The sequence below is a fragment of the Bradyrhizobium sp. WSM2254 genome, assembly GCF_000472645.1.
GTDB classification, from domain to species: domain Bacteria; phylum Pseudomonadota; class Alphaproteobacteria; order Rhizobiales; family Xanthobacteraceae; genus Bradyrhizobium; species Bradyrhizobium niftali.
This window is the reverse complement of the sequence record NZ_AXAB01000012.1, coordinates 20,795-42,905: the sequence shown is the minus strand read 5'-3', so window position 1 is coordinate 42,905 and position 22,111 is coordinate 20,795. Positions and strand designations below refer to the sequence as shown.

Sequence of the window (22,111 nt, the reverse complement as noted above, 5' to 3'; positions counted from 1 at the left end):
TGAAGATGGGCATCGGTTCTTGCGGAATATATGGTCCGGTTGGTATATATAACGAAAACATCCAAGGTCAGGAGAGGGCGCCGATGGAATTTCACTTCGATCCGGGTGACGCTGCTTTCGTCGAGGACCCTTATCCGGTCTACAAGGTGCTCCGCGATGAAGCTCCAGTCTATCACCACAAGGACAGCGGATTCTATTTCGTTACCCGCTACGAGGACGTTGCCGGCGTCCTCCAGGACTATTCGACCTTCTCATCGTCGCGCGGAAACGCGATTACGGATTCACCCATGAGGGTAGGGAAGACGCTTGGATCGACGGATCCTCCGCGGCATGATGAGCTTCGCCGCGTCGTGATGAAGGGCTTCACGCCTGCGCGAATCCAGGAACGACAGCCCGCGATTGAGGCGCACGTAAAGCGCGTCCTCGCCGAGGTGAAAGACCGTGGTGAGTGCGAATTCATGTCGGCGGTCAGTCGACCGATCCTGTACGGAGCCCTGGGTCGCATGCTCGGTCTCGAAGGACCGGTCGCGGATCGAGCCGCCGAGCTAAGCCGCGAGTTGTTTCATTCGGGGGGTGGTCCTCTTGGCCTCGCACTCGCGACTGACCTGATGAAAGGGGTGTTCGACCTTCTTCGCGAACAGCTGGATCGCCGGAAGACGCGCCGGTCGGACGACCTCTTCTCTCAACTCCTGGACGCTCAAGACAATGGGTCGGGCATGACCGACGACGAGATCCTCGGCAACATGTCGACGGTTCTCCTCGCTGGCAATGCCTCCATCGGGCATTTCTTCTCGAATGTCATGTATGCACTTTGGCGAAATCCGGATCAGCGTCGAAACTTGAATGCAGACCCGTCGAAAATGGAGGCGGCAATCGAGGAGTGTGTGCGCTGGGACACTTCCACCCAGGCATTTGGCCGGCAAACACTACGCGATGTTCATATCCGAGGCTCGATCATACCTGCCGACAGCCGCGTTGTTGTGTGCTACGGGGCAGCCAACCGGGACGAAAGGGCTATTCAGGACCCTGACAGGTTCGATATCGACCGACCTCGCGCGCGGCATTTTGGTTTTGGCTATGGTCCGCACATCTGTCTCGGCGCCAACACGGCGCGTAGCATGCTCAAGACGATCCTGCTGACGCTGCTTCCTGCGATCAAGGACTACGAGATTGATCTTAGTCGATCAGAACGCGTCAATCATATGATGGTCCGCGGATTCTATAGCCTCTCCATGCGGTGGGGCCATTGATGAGATGCCTCTGGCCCAGCCTGCCATCGATCGAGATGTGAGGTGGACCGAGTGCTTGCCGTGGAAGAAAGACCGGGTGCTCGTCTAGACGAATAATCGAGCCCGGGGGTGGGGTGCCGCCGGACTGGGGGAGCCCGGCGGCGCGTTTTACACGCAATCAATCCAAGATGAGGCCGACGTCGGCAGCTGCAGCAGACCCGGGAGTGGCCGTTCGGGCGGATTCTGTCAACGCTCTCCAGTCGGCGTTCGCCGGCGTCCTGACTGAAGCTGAGCGCACGGTATCGAGCTCCACGTTATGCACGTTTGCCGGCGCCTCGGAAGCATCCCGGAATTTTGTCGCAGCATTGATCAGCTGACGGCGGACGGTCACGATCATTGCGTCGGATGCGCTCAGGTGCTCCTTCGTGCGGTCGTAGATCGCTTCACCCTTGTCGTTGGTCATCAGTTCGGTCATCGCCCGATCCTGAAGATTTGCGGCAAAGGGAATGCCGCTAAACATGATCTCTTTTTCAACTTTCCAGTCGCGGCCATAGTCATTCGTCTTGTTCAGCTTCGTCATAAAGTAACTACGAGGATCGTTGGTGCGGTCCATGTAGCCCCCGACCTCTTCGAATACGTTGGCTATACGGCTCCTGTATTCTGCCGACATGGGTTCAACTGGGTGGCCTATATGCATTATCAACATGGAGTGTTCATCGTCGACAGGCACATGAGATCTTAACCCGATCGTGCCGTCTCCCTGGGTTACCATAGTATGGAACGGGAAGATGAACTGGTTGATCCGGTGCCATTCGCTGCCATCCTTCAGCACCCGCTTGGCGCTGTAGTACGCTCCATACGACGTCGGAACGATGTCGAGAACAGGGGGCAAACCCGTCGGGTTCCAGAAGCCGCGCATGCCTTTCTCGGGCTTGGGACTGTCTTCGTGAAGACGACGATGAACCCAATCCAGGTGCGTCGAGTCAATATCGCCCTCGAGATTCTGAAGCCAGTTGGCCTCCTCCATCATGATGAGCGGAGGAATCACATGCGTCTCAGGCAGCAGGTTGATCTCGAATTTCGGGAAAGGGGGCGGCGCGTTGGATCCGAGGTACACCCAGATCATGTGGTTGACTTCGTGGCACGGGTACGAGCGCGCTTTGATGTTCTTGCAGAACTTTTCGCGACGATCCGGTTGCTCCGTCGGAGTGTCGAGGCATTTGCCAGACGTGTCGAACTTCCAGCCATGGTAGGCGCAACGCAATCCGCCGTCTTCATTGCGTCCGAAATAGAGGCTGGCGCCGCGATGCGGGCAGTACTCCTCGAGCGCGCCCATCCGCCCTTCGCTGTCGCGGAACATCACCATCTTTTCGCCGAGCAGCATCATGCGCTTGGGCGGACAGTCCGGGCCAGGAAACTCGGACGACGGCAGCGCCGGAATCCAATATTGCCGCATCAGCTCGCCCATCGGGGTGCCTCGTCCGACGCGGCAGATCAGGTCGTTGTTCTCCTTGGATAGCATTGGTTCCTCCTTTTAAAAATGGAATTTCATTCCGTATTTGTATCGTGTATATATCACTTCTAAGAACAGGACGCCAATAAGAAGTCTGCGGAGCAGGTGGAGACGAGAAGGCTATGAAGGGCATCCCCGTACGGGTCAGCGAAATTCGGCAAGAGACCAGCGTTACCAGGCGGATCGAGCTGCGACCGGCCGCTGGCGATCTTCCGCCCTTTACAGCTGGGGCACACATCGACGTTCAATTGCCGAACGGAATGATGCGCAGCTATTCCCTGCTGAACTCACAAGAGGACCGCGACCGGTATGTTGTGGGGGTATATCTAGAGCCGACCAGTCGGGGCGCGTCGCGCTACTTCCATGAGAACATCTCCGTCGGCGACGAGCTCTTGATTTCCAGTCCCAGGAACCTGTTTTCGCTGGACGAGGGTGCCGCCCCCTCGGTGCTGATAGGCGGCGGGATTGGCGTTACGCCGCTGCTGTCGATGGCCGATCGATTGTCTTCCTTGCGAAGAAAGTGGCGGCTTTATTATTGCTGCCGAAGCCGTCCGCTCGCGGCGTTTAGGGATGACCTCCAGGCTTATGGAGATCAGGTCACGATCCGTTATGACGACGAGAGTGATGGATTCCTCAATATCGAAGCGCAAATGCGGGCGATGCCGGACGCGCATTTCTATTGTTGCGGGCCCAAGCCCATGCTCACCGCATTTCAAGATGCCGCTCGCGCCGCCGCCTTGCCATCCGCCCAGATTCACCTCGAGGACTTCAAGCCGACCGCGGATCTTCAGCCCCAGGGCGGCTTCACCATAGAGCTTGCTCGCAGCGGCCGCATTTTGGAAGTGCCGTCCGGAAAGACGATACTTCAGGTCCTGCAAGAGGCCGGGATTACCGCGACCTCGTCATGCGAAGTCGGGATCTGTGGCGAATGTCAGACCGCGGTCCTCGAGGGCATTCCTGACCACAAGGACTCGGTGCTCAGCGATGCGGAGCGTGCAAGCAACAAGGCGATCATGATCTGCTGCTCCGGCAGCAAGTCCGAGAAGCTGGTGCTCGACATCTGATTGTTCAATCAGAAGCGAATCCGCCTGGCTCGCGCACCGGGCCTTCGTTGAAAGAGGATTGGGAACTGACGATGGCAGATGAACGACTCTTGGCGGCTGACCTGTTTGCCCGGGCGTTGCGCTGCGGAGAAACCTCCGCTGCCCGCAGCGCAGCAAGGCATCTTTCACCGCAGGTGGTGTTTCGGCGCCGAGGACGTGACGTGATCGGCAGGGAGGCCGTCGCCGCCGAGCTGACCACGATTTCGCCGTTCTCGCCTGTTCTGGCAAAGGGTATCTGGTCGCCCGCCGAGCGGGCAGGAGACCAGGTCAGCATTGCTGCGGACTTTGATACCCTTGGCGCCGCTCCAAGGGAGTACAGGCTCCAGTTTGAGTACGACGATCGCCATCTAGTCAGTGGAGTGCAGGAAGGCTTCTCGTTTCCAACGCAGCCGGAGCGCCAGAGCCGGATCCCACCCTATATACGCTCAATCCTCAACTCAGCTCTCGCCGACGGTCGCCCGGTCACCGTCGCCTACGTGACCGACCAGGGCAAGCCGTCGCTATCCTTGCGCGGAAGCGTTCAGGTGCTGGGCGACATGGAACTGTGCGCATGGATTCGAAATCCGAACGGGGGCCTCGCGCGAGTTGCGAGGGCCGCGGGTCCTGTCAGTCTGCTCTATCGAGACAGTACGACGCGAACGACGCTTGTCGTCGAAGCAACTGCCGGTATCGAAGACGACCCGGCGGAACGCCAGCGTATCTATGAGCTTGTCCCGGAAGTGGAGCAGACTCACGATCCCGCTATGAACGGAGCCGCGCTTGTCTTCCGCGTCGAAAAGATCGTCGGCACCCATCCTCTCGGGCCAGTGCTCGTCGAACGCAAATCCTGATCACTCTGGGTGCGGGGGACTGCTCAATCTTTGCAGGCCCCCGAAGTGGGGCGAGGCCGACCGAGGGTTGCTCGTCCGACGGCTATTCCAGGACCGCGGTCGCCTCGCACTGCACCAACATGTTGGCGGCCAGATGATCATTTTGGAGTGTCTGACGTGCAGGGCGCGAGGCCGGGTCGGGAAAAGCGCTTAGCCAATGTTTGTTGACGACCTGGCGAGCCTCGGGTGTTTTGACAAACACCGTGATCTTGACCACCCGATCCAGCGACGCTCCGGCCGCCTCCATGATTCGTCCCAAGTTGAAGAACATCAGCTCCGTTTGGTTTTCCAGATTGTCCGGTATCAAACCGGTCTTGGGATCGAGGCCGTAGACGCCCCCGGTCATCACAATATTCCCGACGCGAGACGCGGCTGGAATTGGTTGCTTTCCATGGCTAAAACCTTCGACTTCAATGCTTCGACGTGACGACATTTGTAGTCCTTTCCTTCATTGGTTACACGTCGAGCCGCCCGAACAGCCTGCGGACGTTGTTTTCAAAGATTCCTTTCTTGTCGTCATCGCTGATGTCCGTGATCGACTCGATAACCGGTTTCAGATCGTCATACGGACGTCCAGTGACCGGATCGATGCCCCCACCGCTACCAGGCCGTTCGGTTCCGAACACGCAGCGATCCGTCCCGACGACTTCGAACAGAAGCTCGAGAGACTTCTTGTGGTGGAGGACGGTATCGAACCAGAAGCGTTTCAGGGTCTGATCGAACGTCTCTGTCTTCTTGTCGCCGGCCGCTGCCGCGAACATCTGTCGATTGGATCTCCAGCGTCCAACCTGGTACGGCACTGAGCCGCCACCATGGCTGACCAGCAACTTCAGGGTTGGAAAACGGGTGAAGACGTCGGATCGTGCAATGGACGTGATTGCGAGACTTTCTTCCGTGATGAAGTGCTCGTCGTAGGTCTCCCGGCCGCAGCAGGCGCAACTGTGTATGTGCGCGGGAATGTCTTGCTTGCATAGAAAATCGTACAGCGGATACCAGTAGGGGTCGCCGAGGGGAGGGGTCTTTCCCGCGCCTTCGGACGGATCGGGATTTAGCAGCACGCCGAGGAAGCCAAGGTCATTCACGCAACGTTTGATTTCGTCGAACATGGTTTCGACCGGTGCGCCTGAGGCTTGCGGCAGACCTCCGACCCCGCGAAACCGCTTTGGGTACATTTTGATGGTTCGCGCAATGAGGTTGTTGTTGTCTTCAGCCCACGTGACGATGTCCTCCCAACGATTCTCCCCGTGAACCAACATGAAAGGGCGCGGCGACAAAATCTGCAGATCCGTGCCCACTCCGTCCATCACCGAGATATTTTGAGCAGCCGATTTTTCCAGGTCGGCGTCCGGGACCTTTGCGGCGTATTTGCCGTATTGGCCTCGTGCAACGAAGAGGTTTCCCCGATGAGCATAAAAGCTCGCCGGAGCGACAAGGTGTGCGTGGGCGTCGATGATCACGTGGGCCGTCTCCTCTATGTTCTTTTCAATCGTGAGCGCGAGGCGAGCTGTGCTTCACTATCGCTCAGGGACGCTCCGGACGGTTCGCCGGGGGCATTCCTGGCAACATTAAACAGTCCATATGGTATATATAGAAAGAAGGAGCGCAACCTGTTTTTTGGTTTGCTATCTTCCAACTCGTCGTATAAATATAGTCCAGTTGGACAAAATAACGAAAAGGGAGGGCCGCTATGGCCAAGATCGTGCTCAGCCTTGCTGCGTCACATACTCCAATGCTTACGCTTGAGGGCAAGCGGTGGGCCGAGCGTGCGGCTGACGATCTGAAGAATAAAGCGTTGAACCTTTCAGATGGCAGGTTCGTCTCCTACGACCAGCTTGTGCAAGAGAATGGCGCGCCGTACGCCGCTGTCGCGACCGAGGAGAAATTCCTGGAAATCGAGGCAGCCTCTCAAAAGGCTCTCGACAGCATGGCAGACCGGCTCGAGGCGGCGGCACCGGATGTGGTGATCATCGTTGGGGATGACCAGGCCGAGCTCTTCTCCTTGTCAAACATGCCTGCCATCTCGATCTTTTATGGGGAGGAAATTCTCACCCATGAGCGCCACATCACGCCCCAAACACCGGGTTGGGTCACTCCCGTCATGAAGGGATACGCGATGGATGAGGTCCATTCGTTCCCTGGTCATCCGAAGCTTGCGCTCGAACTCATCCATGGATTGGTTGAGAACGACGTCGATATCGGCGCGGCGGCCAAGGTCGACGACCCCCTGAGGGCAGGGTTCGGTCATGCATATGGCTTCATCATCGAGCGTCTGTTCAGGGGGCGCTCAATTCCCGTGGTTCCGGTGCTCCTCAACACGTATTATCCTCCGAATGCTCCCACCGCGCGCCGAGCCTACGATGTCGGTCGGAAGATCGCTGCAGCCATTGCTGCCTCAAAGGCAAATTTAAAAGTCGCCGCCATCGCCAGCGGCGGTTTGAGCCATTTTGTGGTCGATGAAAAGCTCGATCGAAAGGTGCTTGCTGCTCTCAAGAACAAGGACCGTGAGGCGCTGACATCGCTGGCCAGGGGGCAACTCAATTCCGGCTCATCCGAGATCTTGAACTGGGTCATGGTCGCGGGGATGTCGGAGGGCCTCACCAACGATTGGTCCGAATACTATCCTGGATACCGGACCCCAGGCGGAACGGGCACGGGCATCGGTTTCGCGAGTTGGTCGTGAAGTGTCTGATGCGCTGAACAATCGAACTGGTCGAGATGAGAGCTGATCACTCACGCCCTGAACGAAGGGCGGAGGATGCTGTGGAGTGATCGCAGGGATCCAAGAATGCTGAGCACAGAGAAGAACCGGCAACTGACCGAGGTCGGACCTGGTACCCCGATGGGCGAGCTCCTTCGCCGATACTGGATGCCCCTCGCAGGCGTATCCGAATTCGACACGATCGAGAGCAAGCCGGTTCGGCTGTTGGGAGAAGACCTGGTCCTCTACAAGGACAGAAGCGGCGCGTTTGGCCTGATCGACAGGCATTGTCCTCATCGGCGGGCGGACATGGCGTACGGCATGACCGAGGACTGCGGTCTGCGTTGCAGCTATCACGGATGGCAATTCGATCAGTCGGGCGCCTGCGTTTCGCAGCCATTCGAAGATCTCGCGAACCCGCAAGTTCGGATGCGCGAAAAGATCCGTATCAAGGCATATCCCGTACAGACGCTGGCCGGTTTGGTCTGGGCCTATATGGGACCTCAACCCGTTCCCCTCCTGCCCAATTGGGAGCCCTTCTCTTGGAAGAACGGCTTCTCCCAGATCGTCATATCCGAAATTCCCTGCAACTGGTTCCAGTGTCAGGAGAATTCGATTGATCCAGTGCATTTCGAATGGATGCATGAGAACTGGGGCCAGCGGCTTCGCGGGGTGGAGGCTCCCTACGCTCCGGCCCATCTGAAACTCGAGTTCGAGGAGTTCGAGTATGGCTTCGTTTACAAGAGAATCAAGGAAGACAGCGACGAGACGCATCCTCAATGGAAGGTGGGGCGCGTCTGCCTTTGGCCCAACGGCTTCTTCCTTGGCGAACATTTCGAATGGCGGGTTCCGATCGATGATGCCAACACCTTGAGCATCACCTGGAAATACACGCGCGTGCCGCGCGAACAGGAGCCCTATGTTCAGAAGACAATTCCTACCTGGCACGGACCGATCTACGACCAGAACGGGCGCTGGATCACGAGCCATGTCATGAATCAGGATTTCCTGGCCTGGGTCGGGCAAGGCGCGATCGCCGACCGAACTCAGGAGCATCTCGGAGCGAGCGACAAGGGCATTGTCATGATCCGACGGCGCTTCTTCGAAGAAATGGATCGGATCGGCTCGGGCGGGGAAGCAAAGGGCACAATTCGGGATCCTGCTCGCAACCAATCCGTAGAGCTTCCAGTCATGGAACGAGATGCTTTGATCCGCGGCTATTCCACCGCGGAGATCCTGGCAGATCCGCGCAAACGTCTGATGTCGACCTCATACATATTCCAGGCTGGTCAGCCCGAGGAGGTCCGGCAGCAATTCGCGGAGGCCATGGGTCTTCCGCCAATGGATTTCGCGGGTCTTCCACCGGCCAACAAGACGGTCGCGACTCGGAGTTGAGCTCGCGCCCCGCTGCTGGGAGGAGGATTTGGACTATCATGCAAGAGGCTCAGCTACTTGGCTGACGGATCGGAGATGTTCTGGGATCGCAAGCGTGCTCCAAACAAGGTCTTGATCTTCGGCGCAGCCGGACATATCGGCGGCCCCCTTGCTCGTTTTCTCCACCGCGAAGCACCTCAAACTCGGTTGCGTCTCGTGACGAGCAATCCGGCGAATTGCGAAAAACTTCGCCGTGAGCACCCACATGCGGAAATCGCAATGGCGAGCTACTTCGATCTTCCGTCGCTCGAGAAGGCTGTTGAGGGCGTTGAAGGCGTCTTGGTCCTGACGAAAAGCGGTACAGACGAGAGGGAGGCGATGACGAATCTCGCTGTGCTCCTGAAAAAGACCAACACAGCGATCCAGATCGTGCGACTTCTCAGCGTTCAACCGGAAGCAAACCGCAGACGGATTCCTCAGTCGCTGCGACGTCACGGTCTGTCCCCTCCAAGTCAACACCCGATTGCGAAAGAGATACTCGACGAAAGCGACTTGCCGGTCACCTATCTCAACATTGGGGCGGCCGTCATGAATGATTTCTATTGGATGAAGGAGGGCTTACGACGCGAGCACAAGCTTGTCTGGCCGGAGCGCCACATCCCCTATATCGATCCACGAGAGATTGCCGAAATCGCTGGTCGTCTTTTCTTGTCGACCGAGCATCGCCACATAGGCCAATTTTACACACTGAATAATGGACAGGACCTTATGGGGCTCGGAGAAGTTGCGGACCTCATGAGCGAGGTCTTCCAGACAAAGGTGACTCATGACGGAAGCAAAGAAAGTTTTTTCCGCGAGTATGCAAAGCTCGGAGAGGTTCGCTTATTCCACCTTTGGGAATTATTTCAGTACGAACGGGAAAACGAGCTGGCTTGGTCGCGGAATGACTTCGCTGAGCGGGTCCTTGGGCGCAAGCCGCTGACGCTGCGGAGTTGGCTCGAGGAGCACCACGACGGCCTGATGCGCACCTAGTGACGCGCCAGATAACGAGGCCGAGGAATTTACCGCCAGCTGACAGGTGTCTTGGATAGAGAGAGGCGTTGTTGTCCTGGGCGAGATGCGCACTGCCATCCGGCGACCAAAGATGGCGCGAGGGCAGGTGGAGAAGAACTACCGACCTGTAGAGCGTATCTCTGCAAGGCCGTCTGACTGCGATCCCATGACAGGGTGGCTACTAGGCCGTCTGAACCTCGACACCTGTATCTTCAGTGGCAAAGTGCCGCCTCAAGCCCATACTTTCGCATTCAAGCTAAATCTGGTATATATTTCCTCGGAGAAGGACAGCCTCAAGCACTTAGAATTGGGGCGTCAAGGAGGAAAAATGAAGCAACAGCCTCAAGGGTCGCTGGTGCCCCTTGGAGAATGCGCAGCCCTCACCAAGGCGATCGGCACGCCGAGTTTCGGAGAAGCTTCCCTCCGTTTCCTGGCCCAATCAGTATTGGTTGATACAGTCATTCTGTTTGAAATGCGAAGCGGCAAGGTTGAAAGAACTGCATTCGCATCAATGCGGTCAACCAAGAAAGTAGATCGAACTTCCAGTTTATACGCGGCGCATTTTTCTCACCTTGATCCGAACGCATCGTTAGTTCGGTCCATGAACGATCACGGCGTTATCGCGTCTCGGCTTCGAGAATGTGACGTCCAGGACAGCGGATATAGAAACGTATGCTATCTCCAATCCGGCGTGGTTGATCGATTCTCTATTATCTCAGGATCGTTTGAAAATTGGTGGGCGTTGAATCTATACAGAGAGAAAGCGAGTGGCCGCTTCTCGGACGATGAAATCGGAAGACTAACCACCTTATGCGAGTTTGCGGGAGCCGCTGCTAGCAGACACATCGTCATTCATCGTCATTGCCAACCGGTACCTATCCGTGACTACCTTGATCGAGCGTTAGAAGACAGAACCGATCTGACTCGGCGTGAGCGACACGTCTGCCGGGAAATAGCCAAGGGAAAGACGGCTCAAGAGATCGCTGACGATTTAGCGATTGGAGTTACGAGCGTTATAACGTTTCGCCGGCGCGCATATTTGAAGCTTGGCATAAACAAGCATCACCAACTTCTGGAACTCTGCAAGAGTCTTGCGAACTAAATTCAATACATCGGTCTCGATCAGGCCAGGCCGAGTGTACATGACGCGGTTCGAAGCTTCCGTTTCGCCAACATTCGAAACCGCTGCGAGAAGCGCGACGCAGCTTAGGAGCCGAGCTGGCATACTTGTCATTAGAAGCTTAGTCTCGGCCGAACAGTTTTCCAAATGGCTCCTTCACTACCTGCTATCTTGGACTGATCCTTTTAGATATTTTGTCCTCCTGCGAGGGGACAGAGCGGCCTCCAAGGGCGGATACAGTTTAACTCTGATGACCTTCGAGGGTGAGGTACAGAGATGGGCGCAGTGCCGCGATACGATTTGGATATTAATCGCTTCTCAGTCGATCCCTATCCAGATCTCAAAGAATTGCGATCCTGTGCGCCCATCGCGTTCATTCCGCAACTTAATGCGACGATGATTACGAAGCAGGAAGACATACTCGAGGTCGGGCGTCGGCCGGATATCTTCAGTTCCCAACAGCCCAATAGCTTGATGAATAGGTTAATGGGCGAGAATTTGATGCGTCGAGATGGTGCCGAGCACGCGTACGAACGCAACATCGTTGCGCCTGCCATCTCACCAAAGAAGGTCTCGGAGGTATGGAGGTCGCAGTTTCAGAGCAATGCCGACCGAATTATTCACGACCTGCAGCCCCGTGGAGAGGCCGATTTTATCACTGATTTCGCGCTGCCTTTCTGCGCCGAGTCGTTGAAGTTGATGACGGGACTCATCAACGTGCGATATCAGGATATGGATGCCTGGTCGCAGGCAATGATGGATGGAATTTCAAATTATCAGGGCGACCCTATTCTCGAGAAGCGTTGTCAAGGCGCGACGTCAGCGATTGACGCGGCGCTCGACGAAATGATCCCCCGTGCTCTGAATGAGGCACCAAACAGCTTGCTCGGGGCGATGATCGCGGCTGCCTTGCCCATTGATCGCATTCGAGTGAATATCAAGTTGGCCATCAGTGGCGGTCAGAACGAGCCGCGTAAGGCAATCGCTGGTACCTTATGGGCTCTACTCGAACGCAGCGAACAGCTTGAGGCGGTACGCAGCGGCGCTGCATCCTGGTCCGACGCTTTCGACGAATACGTCCGCTGGATGCCACCAATCAGCATGATACCGCGCCAGGTTGCGACCCCAGTTACCTTAAGGGGAGTGGACTTGGCCGCCGGCGATCGCGTCCTCCTCATGCTTGCCAGTGGAAATCGCGACGAGGAGAAGATACCGTTCGCGGATCAATACGACGTCAAGCGAGACAAGGTTAAATCTCTGTCATTCGGGACTGGCCCTCATTTCTGCGCTGGAACGTGGGCTGCTCGGTGCATGGCGTCAGATGTCGCGCTGCCTTCCGTCCTTCATCGCTTGGCCAATATCTCGGTCGCGCGAGACAAGAAAATCCAAATTAGCGGTTGGGTGTTTCGAGGCCTTGTTAACCTTCCATTGCGGTGGACCCCGAATTGAGGCCACACCAAGGGTCCGGAGTTAGGCAAGACGTCGCGATCCGCTAGTTCCGCGCTACGGCGGACGTAGTCCCTCCAAGCCCGGTCCAGTAGTTCATGGCCGCATAAGGTAATTCAAAGCTGCCTCCAAGTGTGGCAAACCTTGTGATGAAGTCTCATGCCCACGGATCCCAGAACCGTGCCGTACAACAAAGCCCCATAAAGGGCGCCACAGCGTGCATCGAGGTTGCTTGGGTCGCTTTTGATCCGTGGGCGGGAGAAGACCAGGGCCGTGAGCCCCTCTACTGCCAAGATACTCGACACCGGATTTCGTTCTTGAGCGTACAGTGCTTCGATCGCGTGCGCCATCGCATTCAGCCCGCTAGTCATGCTCATGCCGACAGGACGTCCGACGGTCGATGCTTGGCTCCATTGTACTGCTCTTTTGGGTTCACTCATTATCCTTCGCCGATGGATGCTCTTAGCCTGCGCCAATTTGACCAGTAAGACGCAGTGTGAGAGCTCGGACCGCGATGGAACGACGAGGCTCTATCGTTGGCTCTCTGGCATACGTACGACCAGGCCATCCGTCACTCGACTTACTTTGATCTGACAAGAAAGACGGCTTGTGACCTTCACTTCAGACGCCGCACAGTCAAGCATCGCTCGTTCGCTGTCGTCCGGGCCGCCAACCAATCCCGCCCACGATTCGTCAATGTAGCAATGGCAAGTCGCGCAAGCCATCGAACCACCACACTCGCCGGCGATCCCAACAACTCCGTTGGCGACGGCGGCGTGCATCACGCTGTCTCCATCTATGGCGTCGACGTGCGTCGTCGTTCCGTCATGTGCGACGTAAGTTATTTTGGGCAAGCGGGTTCTCCAGATGTGAATGACAGTCCAAGTCTGGCTCTGGTCAAACGTGCCTCCGGATGGACTAGACCACACGAGAGGCGGAGGCCTATCGTTAGTGTAGGCGCCCCATATCTACTCAGCGCACCGGCTTCTCATGCGGCAAGCCACCAAGCGGCGGCCGAAAGCCGGGAGGTATCGGCTTCCGTTGACTACGAGCCGTTCGGTCCACGACAAGCACGGCCTCGCCAAAGATACGGTCTTGTCCTTGCTTCAACTCGACCCAGCAACTATCGATCGAGCCCGGCGTTTTTCCCAGCACAATATCGGTGCCATTGAACGTATCCCGCTGAGCTTCACGCTTGTATATTTCCTCGCGCTTATAGAATTCTCGTGTGAACGCGTCGGATAGATAGAGTTGAGTTGTAAGAATGCATATCTTGCCGTCGAAAACCTTGACGTGGAGATGCGGTGTACGCGTTGCGTACCAGCCAGGAAATATCGTGCTAAACTGCACGATACCATCTCTCCCGGAAACCTGTGAGCCGCGGAGTGCTGTACCCGCAGCGTTCGGCATTTGATACTCAACGCTTTCAGGTTGTTTATCAGGATCGAAATCATATCCCGAGTAACGGCCGCGAGGATCGCAATGCCACAGGTCGACGACCAAGCCCTCGAGCGCGCTTCCGTCCGCCACATTGACCACCTTAATCGCGAGCTGAAAAGTTGTGCCTTCAACGTCCTCTCGCAGATCGCTGCGCCGAGGGCCGCCGTAGCCGTAGTAAGGCCCCTCCGTCATTTCCTGGGATGGGGTGATGTCTCTGACCCATTCGAATGCCATTAAGGAATCCCTTCAGCGGAAGCTGTCCTGCGGCTGCCGATCACCGTGAGCGATCATCGCTCAGAACAAGCGCCTCGATTGTCTCAGCGGTCGAAATGTCGTGCTGCATTTTGCTCGACGATTGCGTGTCACCTTTGGCACGCGGTGAATGCCTGATATGTCCCCCTTTAGGGGGACACTGCACCCAGCAGACAAACGCGTCCGCGACGGAACACTGAGCTTGGGGCGCCTTGGGGAGTTGTCCTCCTTTGGGGGGACATACGTCGACCGCCTTGAGACTACACGATGCGCGCGCCTCTGCGACCCAGCGTTTTCGCTCAAAACAGTTCTAGGGATGGATCTGATCGCATGTCACTAACGTATTCGATGCGTAGCGCGATGATTGCCATTTTCGCTTTGACATTGTCGGCTGTTCAAGCGTTTGGTCAAAGTCTGCCTGGCGTCACCGATACTGAAATTCGCATCGGCCAAACGAATTCTTACAGTGGACCGCTGTCCCTGTTCGGTACGACGGGCCAAGCGATGTCCGCGTACTTCGACAAGATTAACGCGGAAGGTGGCATTAATGGCCGGATGATTCGATTCATAAGCTTGGATGATGCGTTCTCTCCACCGAAAACCGTTGAGCAAACACGGAAGTTGATTGAGAGCGAAGAAGTGCTGTTGGTTGCGGGCTCTCTTGGCACGGCAGGAAATATCGCCGTACAGAAATATCTCAATGGTCGAAACATACCGCAGCTACTTGTGCAGAGCGGTAGCAGCGCATTCAACGACCCCTCGCGCAATAAGTGGTCCACTCCGGGCCTCTTGGGTTACGAAGCGGAGGCCCGCGCATTCGCAAGGTATATTCTATCAACCAACGCGAAAGCAAAAATCGGTGTTCTGCGTCAGAATGATGACTTTGGCCGCGACTATATGAAAGGAATGAAGACTGTTCTTGGTGGTGTTCATGAAAGCATGATTGTGGCCGTCGAGTCCTACGAAGTCACCTCTCCAACGGTCGATTCGGAGGTTATTCGGCTGAAGGCGTCCGGCGCCGACACTATCGTCATTGCTGCCACCGGACGGACAGCCGCGCAGACAATTCGTAAGATTCACGAACTGGGCTGGCGCCCAACGATCCTTCTGACGTACATCTCCAACTCAATTTCCGCGGTCATGAAGCCGGCCGGCCTCGAGGCGTCAACTGGAGTCGTGACGACAGAATTTCTGAAAGATCCTGGCGACGGAACCTGGAAGGATGATCCCGACGTAATTGCCTATCGGGCGTGGATGGCAAAGTACTTCAAGTCTGGGAATGCGGACGAAAAACTTAATGCCTCAGCGTATACCACCGCGCAAATGCTTGTCGATATCTTGCGAAGATGCGGGGGTGATCTCTCACGCGAGAATGTGCTCAAGCAGGCCCTCTCGATTCAGGGGACGTTTCCTATGCTACTGCCTAAAATCCAAGTCGGTAGCTCCGATGCGGATCGTAGCCTCTTCAAGAAGCTTCAATTTCGACGTTTCGACGGCGAGCGGTGGGCTCCCATCGACGAACTTATTAGCGCCGAGTGAAGAGCAGATTGTAGGAGCGTGTGATGTGTCACGGTGCGGCGGTGAGATCTTTTCCGTCTCCGACTCGAGACGAGCCTTTTGAAGGCTTGGTTCACGGATTCCGCTTTGGAGATCCCGCGGCGACAAACCATATCGCCGTTTTACCGGACATATACGGCTGTAACCCATTTTATCGCGGTCTGTCAGAACGGTTTGCCCAGCGGGGCGCTCGCGTATCGCTCGTGGACCCGTTCTATGGTCTGGGTGACCTGCCTGAAGTGACCCGCGAGGCGGCCTTTGCTCGAAGGCACAAAGTGCCGGATAAGAAGTTCATTGAACAGTTCGAACAATTCTGCGTCGTAGAGCGAGTGACAGGTGTTATCGGCTTCTGTCTAGGAGGTCTATACGTTTTCGAACTCGCGCGGCGCGACCTTCCGGTCGCGCTAGTCGGCTTGTACGGATTCCCCCAGGGGATGCCAAACGCGGATCCGCTTCCCGTGCCCTTCGACTATCTTGCTCACGTCTCTCGACCATTCACCATGTTGATGGGCGCACAAGACATTTCTGTCGGACCGGACATCGTAGCGCGCCTCAGCGCGATCTCGCCGAGCGCGCCTGCAATGGACTTAACCGTTTATGAGAACGCCGGCCACGGCTTCTTGCCGCTCATCGACAGCGAAGATTCGTGCGAGCGAGATGTTGCTGTTGATGCCTTAAGACGTATCGACGCGCTACTTCTGCGGTCCACGGTTGAAAGATAGGTATCGAGGTGTACGGCATGCAGGCGACTATTGGCACAACTAGCGATGAACTCTTCGCACAGATCTTCGACGCGGATAATTGGGCGAGGGGGGGGATTCCCTTCGAAGCGCTGGGCCGCTTACGGGAGACGAACCCCATCGCTCGATACGAACGGGGCGCCGTCGACCCATTTTGGCTCGTTACGCGGCACGCGGACGTTGAACTAATCTCGAAAGATCCCGCTCAATGGTTGAACGGGCCGCGCACCGTTCTTCACAATTCTCGCGGCGCACCGAAGCGTATCAACTCCCTGCCGCAGATGGATGGCGCAGAACATGCTCAACACCGGCGCGCCATTCAAAATTGGTTCAACCCGACGCGCATACGGCAGCTAGAGGAGAGAGCGCGTGGCGTTGCTCGAGAAATCGTCGATCAAATGGCGCTGAAAGGTAGCGCCGACATTGTCGAGGAACTCGCAGCACCGCACCCGCTTTGGCTGATGTGCGAAATTCTAGGGATTCCACGCGAAGAGCATGGACAAGTTCTCCGATTGGCGAAAGCCCTATTCGCCCCCTTGGATCCAGATACCGGCGAGCATCGCGAGACGGTCATGACCGTAGAAGAAATCTTCGAGTATTCCAGATTCGTCGTGCAGCGGCGCCGCGCTCAACCATCGGATGATCTTGTGAGCGCCGTACTGGCGATCGAAGCGGACGGCAAGCCGATCGGGGAGCATGAAACGCTGTCACATCTGCTCGTACTTATTTCGGCTGGCCACGATACGACCGCGTCTGCGATATCCGGTGGCCTGTTGGCCCTGATCAGACACCCACAAGCGCTAAGGACGCTGCAAGAGCGACCCGACCTGATGCCCAGGGCCATCGACGAAATGATTAGGTTCGTTACGCCCACGACAAACTTCGTTAGGACTGCTGTCGAGGATGTAGAGATACGAGGTATTCGGATCGCGGCGGGAGATGATGTGTGTTTGCATTATGCCACGGCAAACCGTGACCCGCGTGTCTTTCGTGATCCCGACCAATTTCAAGTTGATCGCCAGCCCAACCGGCACCTTGGATTCGGCATCGGGCCGCACAATTGCGTCGGTCAAATGCTCGCCAAAACTGAGATGAGAACCGTTTTCGCAGAGCTGGTTCCGCGAATAAAGGCGATAGCGCTGGATGGCGAACCGCGCTGGATGCGCGCTATTTGGATCTCGGCTCTGAAAACGCTGCCAGTTACCTACGAGTTGAATCGATGAGTTCTTTGATCCACACAACTGCATCGACTTTCGGCGGCGGGCCTCGCTTTGATCGGGAGCGGGACCTTCGCATGAATGTCACGGGGCGGTTTTCTGTCGCGGTCGCTGGCGATATCGTCATAACGCGCCCGATTTCTCAACTAGCCCTTCCTGGAGTCGCCGAAGCGATCGCGCCGTTCCGCGCGGCTAATCTCGCCATCGGAAATCTCGAGCAGACCATCGCTGACCGGCATGCGTTCTCGGGCCACCCATACGGTATCCCATCATTTTTGGTTATGGCCAACCCTAGCGTTGCCCGCGATCTCGCAAGCATAGGATTCCATATCCTCGGGCGAGCAAATAATCGTCTGTCTGACTTCGGTGTCGAGGGGAATCGGGAAACGGACCGCCATCTCCGCGAGGCTGGAATTGCACCCGTTGGGTTTGGCGAGCATTTGGCGGACGCACGCGCGCCAGTTTATGTCGATATTCCTCAAGGGCGGGTGGGAGCTGTAAGCGCCACCACTCACACCAATCATGGCTTAGACGCTGTCTTTGGGGCTTCCGCGCGAGTCGGGCTTTCGAACGGGAGGCCGGGCGCCAACAGCCTACGCGTATCTCGGACTGTCGTTTTGCCAGAATACGCTTGGAGGTCGCTCAAAGATTTCCTCTCACAACATCCCTATGCGTTTCCCGGAACATTTCCCGTCCAGCCCACGGTAATGGTGTACGAGGACAAACTTCGTATCGGGAATGATCTTTTTGTAGCGGGGCGCTCACCTGCCTATCAGTATGAGGTCGACGCTGATGATGAACGAGCACTCTTACGCAGCGTGGCAACGGCCGCGGCCTATTCAGATTTTTGCGTTTGTCTCGTACATGGGCACCAATGGGCAATCGATCCGGTCAATCCTCAAGGCGGAACAAAAGGCGAGACATCCAATCCACCGGATTTCCTTCCTAAACTTGCTCGCAAGGTGATCGATTCGGGCGCTGACATGTTTTGCATGACAGGCCCGTTCGAATTTCGCGCGATCGAAGTGTATCGCGATAAACCAATCTTCTACGGGCTCGGGTCATTCATTCGGCAAGCCTATATGCAAGAAGTGTTGCCGTGGGAATCCTATCGAGCGCGGCAATTCGGTGATCGGCATCATGCCGCCATCGATCCGCATGCGAACGACATGACCGATGCAGAAATACTACTTTCGCGCGCTCCATCCCACCCTGGAGCATACTTCGAGGGGGCCACCGCCACATGCTCATACGAAGCCGGCGCGATTCGTGAGATTGCAATCGAGCCGATTGAACTAAGCCTGGACGGTCCCACCTCGACCCTCGGGGTACCGAAACGTGCCCGAGGTCAACACGCGGTGCGCATTCTCGATCGCATTTCACGTAACTGCATGCAATTCGGCACGACAGTGGCGATAGCCGACGACGGTCGAGGCATTATCAAGCTTTAGCGAGCAACGACGCCTCGCGGTCAAGTATCGATCGTGGATTTGCGGAGATGGCACTGTGTGCAAGATGAATAATCACGTTGAAGCGACCGGATCGTCGAACGCGGACCCCGCGTCGCATTTCGGCGCCACGAAAGTGACTCCGCGTTCCGTGGTTATCGTCGGCGCCGGTCACGCTGGGTTTCAAGTGGCTGCATCGCTGCGTCAGGAAGGATTCGACGGACACATTGCTCTAGTCAACGACGGGCCCGTTCCGCCTTATCAGCGTCCTCCGTTGTCAAAATCTTATCTTCTGGGTCAGTGTGGCGTTTCCTCGCTCCTGTTCAGGCCAGAAAGATACTATTCGGACAACAAAATCGAGCTCATAAATGACACGCGTGTTGTGGCCATTGATCGAGAGTGTAGGCGGGTCTTGCTCGCGAGCGGAAGCCATCTCAACTTTGACCACCTAGTCCTTGCTGTTGGATTGCAGAACCGAACGCTGCCAATCCCTGGCGCAGAACTCCAAGGTGTCTTCGGTCTACGCACCATAGCCGACGCCGATGCTATCCGTGCTGCTATATCTAAGGCAAACGATGTCGTCGTTGTTGGCGCGGGCTTCATCGGGCTTGAGTTTGCAGCTGCTGCGAGTGCGATGGGCAAGTCAGTTCGCGTATTCGAACTCCTCGATCGAGTGATGGCACGTGCCGTGACGCCCGAGATATCTCGAGTGTTTGCCGAGGCCCACTTGTCTTGGGGCGTAAAAATTGAGTTTGGCCAAGGCCTATTGCGAGTAGAAGGGAAGGGCGGCCGGGTGGTTGGCGTAGAAACGACGAACGCAACTCGACACAAGGCAGATATGGTTGTGTTTGGGCTAGGCGCAACGCCGCACGTTTCTCTGGCGCGAGAGTCGGGTCTTGAAGTCGAGAACGGAATAAAGGTGAATGCTGAACTTCTAACTTCTGACCCGATGATATCGGCTATTGGAGATTGCGCCTCGTTTCCAACCGCGTTGTCCGGTCCTCATGTGCGGCTAGAATCTGTGCAGAACGCTGCCGACCAGGCCCGCGCAGTTGCGAAGAGGCTAACAGGGAAATCAGGACGCTATGTTGCCTTACCTTGGTTCTGGAGTGACCAGCGAGATTTGAAGCTACAGATTGCCGGGCTATCAACCGGCTTCGACCGAAATGTTGTGATTGGAAGTCCGGCAGATCAGGAAATGTCAGTCCTTAGTTTTAAGCACGACAAACTTATTGGGGTACAGTCGATCAACCGCAGTGCAGACCATGTAGCGGCGCGAAAACTACTTTCTCGCGGCATTCCGACGCTCAACCCGGCCGAAGCCAATCGAGACGGCTTTGATCTGAAGGAACTCGAGGCGACGAGCCGTTGATGGCAGTTGCGTCGTCAGGCTTTGGTAAGGAAGCGCTCGGGCGTCCAAGGGGGTTAATTGCCCAAGCTGCTCAAATCTTGCTATGAATCTCTCGAGCGCAAATTGAAAGCTCGAATCGTCGATTTGCGGGTCGGCCGCTCATAGGACGTCAGGGTTGCAGAGCTTGTGCTAGACTGGCTCGGCGCGAGCGGCATCAAGCTCAATCGCGTCGTCAAGTGCAACAGTCTCAGCGTTCTCTCGGCGTTGGCTGTGGCAGGACTCGGGCATAACCTTTCTGACGGAGCAGTATTTTCGGCACGAGATAAGCGGCCTATTCCCAATAAATGTGAGGCGTGTTTGGAAATTGAGTTTCTGAGGCTCGTTCGAGAATCGAGCTAGACAGAGGGGGCTCCTTAACCCGCCGCGAGCTGCCGGTCGAGGTCGTGCAGCACCTGGTAGCAGGGCAGCACCTGGGCGACGCTGGCATTTGGCTCGCGGCCCTCGCGGATCGCGGCGAAGAACTCGCGGTCCTGCAGCTCGATGCCGTTCATGGAGACGTCGACCTTGGAGACGTCGATCTTCTCTTCCTTGCCGTTCACCAGATCGTCGTAGCGGGCGATATAGGTGCCGGTGTCGCCGATGTAGCGGAAGAAGGTGCCGAGCGGCCCGTCGTTGTTGAAGGACAGGCTGAGCGTGCAGATTGCGCCGTTGGCCGCCTTGAGCTGGATCGACATGTCCATGGCGATGCCCAGCGCCGGATGGATCGGTCCTTGCACCGCATTGGCCTTCACGATCGGCGAGCGCGCCTGGTAGGCGAACAAATCGACCGTATGGGCGGCGTGATGCCAGAGCAGATGGTCGGTCCAGCTCCGCGGCTGGCCCAGCGCGTTCATGTTGGTGCGGCGGAAGAAGTAGGTCTGCACGTCCATCTGTTGGATGTTGTATTCGCCGGCCACGATCTTCTGGCGCACCCATTGATGGCTCGTGTTGAAGCGGCGAGTGTGGCCGCACATGGCGGTCAATCCGGTCTTCTTCTGCAGATCCACCACGGCCTGCGCGTCGGCCAGCGAGTCCGCGAGCGGAATCTCGACCTGCACATGCTTGCCGGCCTTCATGCAGTCGATCGCCTGGGCGGCATGCATCTGCGTCGGCGTGCACAGGATCACGGCGTCGACCTCCGGCAGCTTCAGGCTGTCGGCAACCTCGGTCGAGACGTGCTTGATGCCGTACTTGTCAGCGACCTCCTTGGTCTGATCGAGCCTGCGCCCGACCAGCGACACCACCTCGACGCCATCAATGTTCTTGATGCCATCGAGATGCTTGATACCGAACGCGCCGGCGCCAGCCAGCGCCACTTTGATCGTTGTGGCCATGTCAGTTGTGCTCCAGAATCAGATGGCCGACTGCGGTGTTGCTTGCCGGCACATGGTAAAGCCTTGGCGCGACATGTCGGCGTCGAAAATGGTCGTACCGGGAATGTCCTTGTAGGGTTTGTCGAGTGACGTCGGAGGATCCTCCCTTCAGGATTCGTCTAGGTCTCTTCCGGTCAGTACAGCCGAATCGGGTTGTCGACCAGCAGCTTGCGCTGCAGCTCAGGCGTGACCGCAATAGGCGGAATGAAATCGACCAGCAGGCCGTCGTCGGGAGCCAAAGTGAACCGGTACGCGACAGCGTGCCCCAAGGGACCCGTGACGACCCGCC

19 protein-coding genes and 2 pseudogenes are annotated in these 22,111 nt (G+C 56.8%); 13 read left to right on the top strand and 8 right to left on the bottom strand.

What is annotated here, in order from left to right; genetic code table 11:
• Nucleotides 1-83: 83 nt before the first annotated feature.
• The gene (locus A3M7_RS0108450) at nt 84-1,250 is read left to right on the top strand and encodes a cytochrome P450 (protein WP_027543532.1); all 1,167 of its coding nucleotides are present in this window, start codon (nt 84-86) and stop codon (nt 1,248-1,250) included.
• A 157-nt stretch (nt 1,251-1,407) separates the two neighbouring features.
• On the opposite strand, the gene A3M7_RS43840 is transcribed toward A3M7_RS0108450, so the two are convergent.
• On the bottom strand, nt 1,408-2,751 hold the full coding sequence (locus A3M7_RS43840) for a Rieske 2Fe-2S domain-containing protein (RefSeq protein WP_049823275.1): 1,344 nt from the start codon (nt 2,749-2,751) through the stop codon (nt 1,408-1,410).
• A 113-nt stretch (nt 2,752-2,864) separates the two neighbouring features.
• Here A3M7_RS43840 and A3M7_RS0108440 point away from each other — a divergent pair, with 113 nt between their 5' ends.
• Nucleotides 2,865-3,806 carry a PDR/VanB family oxidoreductase gene (locus tag A3M7_RS0108440; protein WP_027543531.1) on the top strand — a complete coding sequence of 314 codons (942 nt, stop codon included), beginning with the start codon at nt 2,865-2,867 and terminating at the stop codon, nt 3,804-3,806.
• A gap of 71 nt (nt 3,807-3,877) precedes the next feature.
• Complete coding sequence (locus tag A3M7_RS0108435; protein WP_156936837.1) at nt 3,878-4,675, top strand: hypothetical protein; 798 nt, start codon at nt 3,878-3,880, stop codon at nt 4,673-4,675.
• An 82-nt stretch (nt 4,676-4,757) separates the two neighbouring features.
• Here A3M7_RS0108435 and A3M7_RS0108430 read toward each other — a convergent pair whose 3' ends face one another.
• Nucleotides 4,758-5,147: a RidA family protein gene (locus tag A3M7_RS0108430; protein WP_027543529.1), complete on the bottom strand. Its 390-nt coding sequence runs from the start codon at nt 5,145-5,147 to the stop codon at nt 4,758-4,760.
• 22 nt (nt 5,148-5,169) lie between these two features.
• Nucleotides 5,170-6,171 (bottom strand): amidohydrolase family protein, encoded by a 1,002-nt coding sequence (locus A3M7_RS0108425; protein ID WP_027543528.1) that lies wholly within the window; start codon nt 6,169-6,171, stop codon nt 5,170-5,172.
• 230 nt (nt 6,172-6,401) lie between these two features.
• Here A3M7_RS0108425 and A3M7_RS43835 point away from each other — a divergent pair, with 230 nt between their 5' ends.
• The 5 genes from A3M7_RS43835 to A3M7_RS0108405 all read left to right on the top strand — a co-directional run bounded on the left by A3M7_RS43835 (nt 6,402) and on the right by A3M7_RS0108405 (nt 12,408).
• Complete coding sequence (locus A3M7_RS43835) at nt 6,402-7,394, top strand: hypothetical protein (protein ID WP_049823274.1); 993 nt, start codon at nt 6,402-6,404, stop codon at nt 7,392-7,394.
• A gap of 105 nt (nt 7,395-7,499) precedes the next feature.
• On the top strand, nt 7,500-8,807 hold the full coding sequence (locus tag A3M7_RS43830; protein ID WP_049823273.1) for an aromatic ring-hydroxylating dioxygenase subunit alpha: 1,308 nt from the start codon (nt 7,500-7,502) through the stop codon (nt 8,805-8,807).
• A 75-nt stretch (nt 8,808-8,882) separates the two neighbouring features.
• Nucleotides 8,883-9,818, top strand: coding sequence for an SDR family oxidoreductase (locus A3M7_RS0108410; RefSeq protein WP_027543527.1), 936 nt, complete (start codon nt 8,883-8,885; stop codon nt 9,816-9,818).
• 127 nt (nt 9,819-9,945) lie between these two features.
• Nucleotides 9,946-10,941 (top strand): helix-turn-helix transcriptional regulator, encoded by a 996-nt coding sequence (locus A3M7_RS46295; RefSeq protein ID WP_198033720.1) that lies wholly within the window; start codon nt 9,946-9,948, stop codon nt 10,939-10,941.
• A 294-nt stretch (nt 10,942-11,235) separates the two neighbouring features.
• Nucleotides 11,236-12,408 carry a cytochrome P450 gene (locus tag A3M7_RS0108405; protein WP_027543526.1) on the top strand — a complete coding sequence of 391 codons (1,173 nt, stop codon included), beginning with the start codon at nt 11,236-11,238 and terminating at the stop codon, nt 12,406-12,408.
• A gap of 100 nt (nt 12,409-12,508) precedes the next feature.
• On the opposite strand, the pseudogene A3M7_RS0108400 reads toward A3M7_RS0108405, so the two are convergent.
• From A3M7_RS0108400 to A3M7_RS43820, 3 genes and pseudogenes are all read right to left on the bottom strand, one after another.
• Nucleotides 12,509-12,824 (bottom strand): annotated as a pseudogene (locus tag A3M7_RS0108400) (iron-containing alcohol dehydrogenase); the annotation flags it as partial.
• 111 nt (nt 12,825-12,935) lie between these two features.
• The gene (locus A3M7_RS46290; RefSeq protein ID WP_084301870.1) at nt 12,936-13,259 is read right to left on the bottom strand and encodes a 2Fe-2S iron-sulfur cluster-binding protein; all 324 of its coding nucleotides are present in this window, start codon (nt 13,257-13,259) and stop codon (nt 12,936-12,938) included.
• Nucleotides 13,260-13,377: 118 nt separating this feature from the next.
• A complete protein-coding gene (locus A3M7_RS43820) occupies nt 13,378-14,079 on the bottom strand; it encodes a hypothetical protein (protein ID WP_049823270.1) in 702 nt (233 codons plus the stop codon).
• Between the two features lie 348 nt (nt 14,080-14,427).
• On the opposite strand from A3M7_RS43820, the gene A3M7_RS0108390 reads away from it, so the two are divergent.
• The 5 genes from A3M7_RS0108390 to A3M7_RS46280 all read left to right on the top strand — a co-directional run bounded on the left by A3M7_RS0108390 (nt 14,428) and on the right by A3M7_RS46280 (nt 20,431).
• A complete protein-coding gene (locus A3M7_RS0108390) occupies nt 14,428-15,636 on the top strand; it encodes an ABC transporter substrate-binding protein (RefSeq protein WP_245284217.1) in 1,209 nt (402 codons plus the stop codon).
• A 23-nt stretch (nt 15,637-15,659) separates the two neighbouring features.
• Complete coding sequence (locus tag A3M7_RS43815) at nt 15,660-16,376, top strand: dienelactone hydrolase family protein (RefSeq protein ID WP_084301868.1); 717 nt, start codon at nt 15,660-15,662, stop codon at nt 16,374-16,376.
• A gap of 17 nt (nt 16,377-16,393) precedes the next feature.
• Nucleotides 16,394-17,617, top strand: coding sequence for a cytochrome P450 (locus A3M7_RS43810; protein WP_049823268.1), 1,224 nt, complete (start codon nt 16,394-16,396; stop codon nt 17,615-17,617).
• Nucleotides 17,614-19,062 (top strand): CapA family protein, encoded by a 1,449-nt coding sequence (locus A3M7_RS46285; protein WP_084301866.1) that lies wholly within the window; start codon nt 17,614-17,616, stop codon nt 19,060-19,062. Before A3M7_RS43810 ends, A3M7_RS46285 begins: the two co-directional genes overlap by 4 nt.
• A 64-nt stretch (nt 19,063-19,126) precedes the next feature.
• Complete coding sequence (locus A3M7_RS46280) at nt 19,127-20,431, top strand: FAD/NAD(P)-binding oxidoreductase (RefSeq protein WP_198033727.1); 1,305 nt, start codon at nt 19,127-19,129, stop codon at nt 20,429-20,431.
• Between the two features lie 392 nt (nt 20,432-20,823).
• Here A3M7_RS46280 and A3M7_RS0108355 read toward each other — a convergent pair whose 3' ends face one another.
• Together A3M7_RS0108355 and A3M7_RS48365 are read right to left on the bottom strand one after the other, a co-directional pair.
• Nucleotides 20,824-21,783 carry a Gfo/Idh/MocA family oxidoreductase gene (locus A3M7_RS0108355; protein ID WP_027543521.1) on the bottom strand — a complete coding sequence of 320 codons (960 nt, stop codon included), beginning with the start codon at nt 21,781-21,783 and terminating at the stop codon, nt 20,824-20,826.
• A gap of 173 nt (nt 21,784-21,956) precedes the next feature.
• A pseudogene (locus tag A3M7_RS48365) lies at nt 21,957-22,055 on the bottom strand (2-pyrone-4,6-dicarboxylate hydrolase); the annotation flags it as partial.
• Nucleotides 22,056-22,111: the final 56 nt, after the last annotated feature.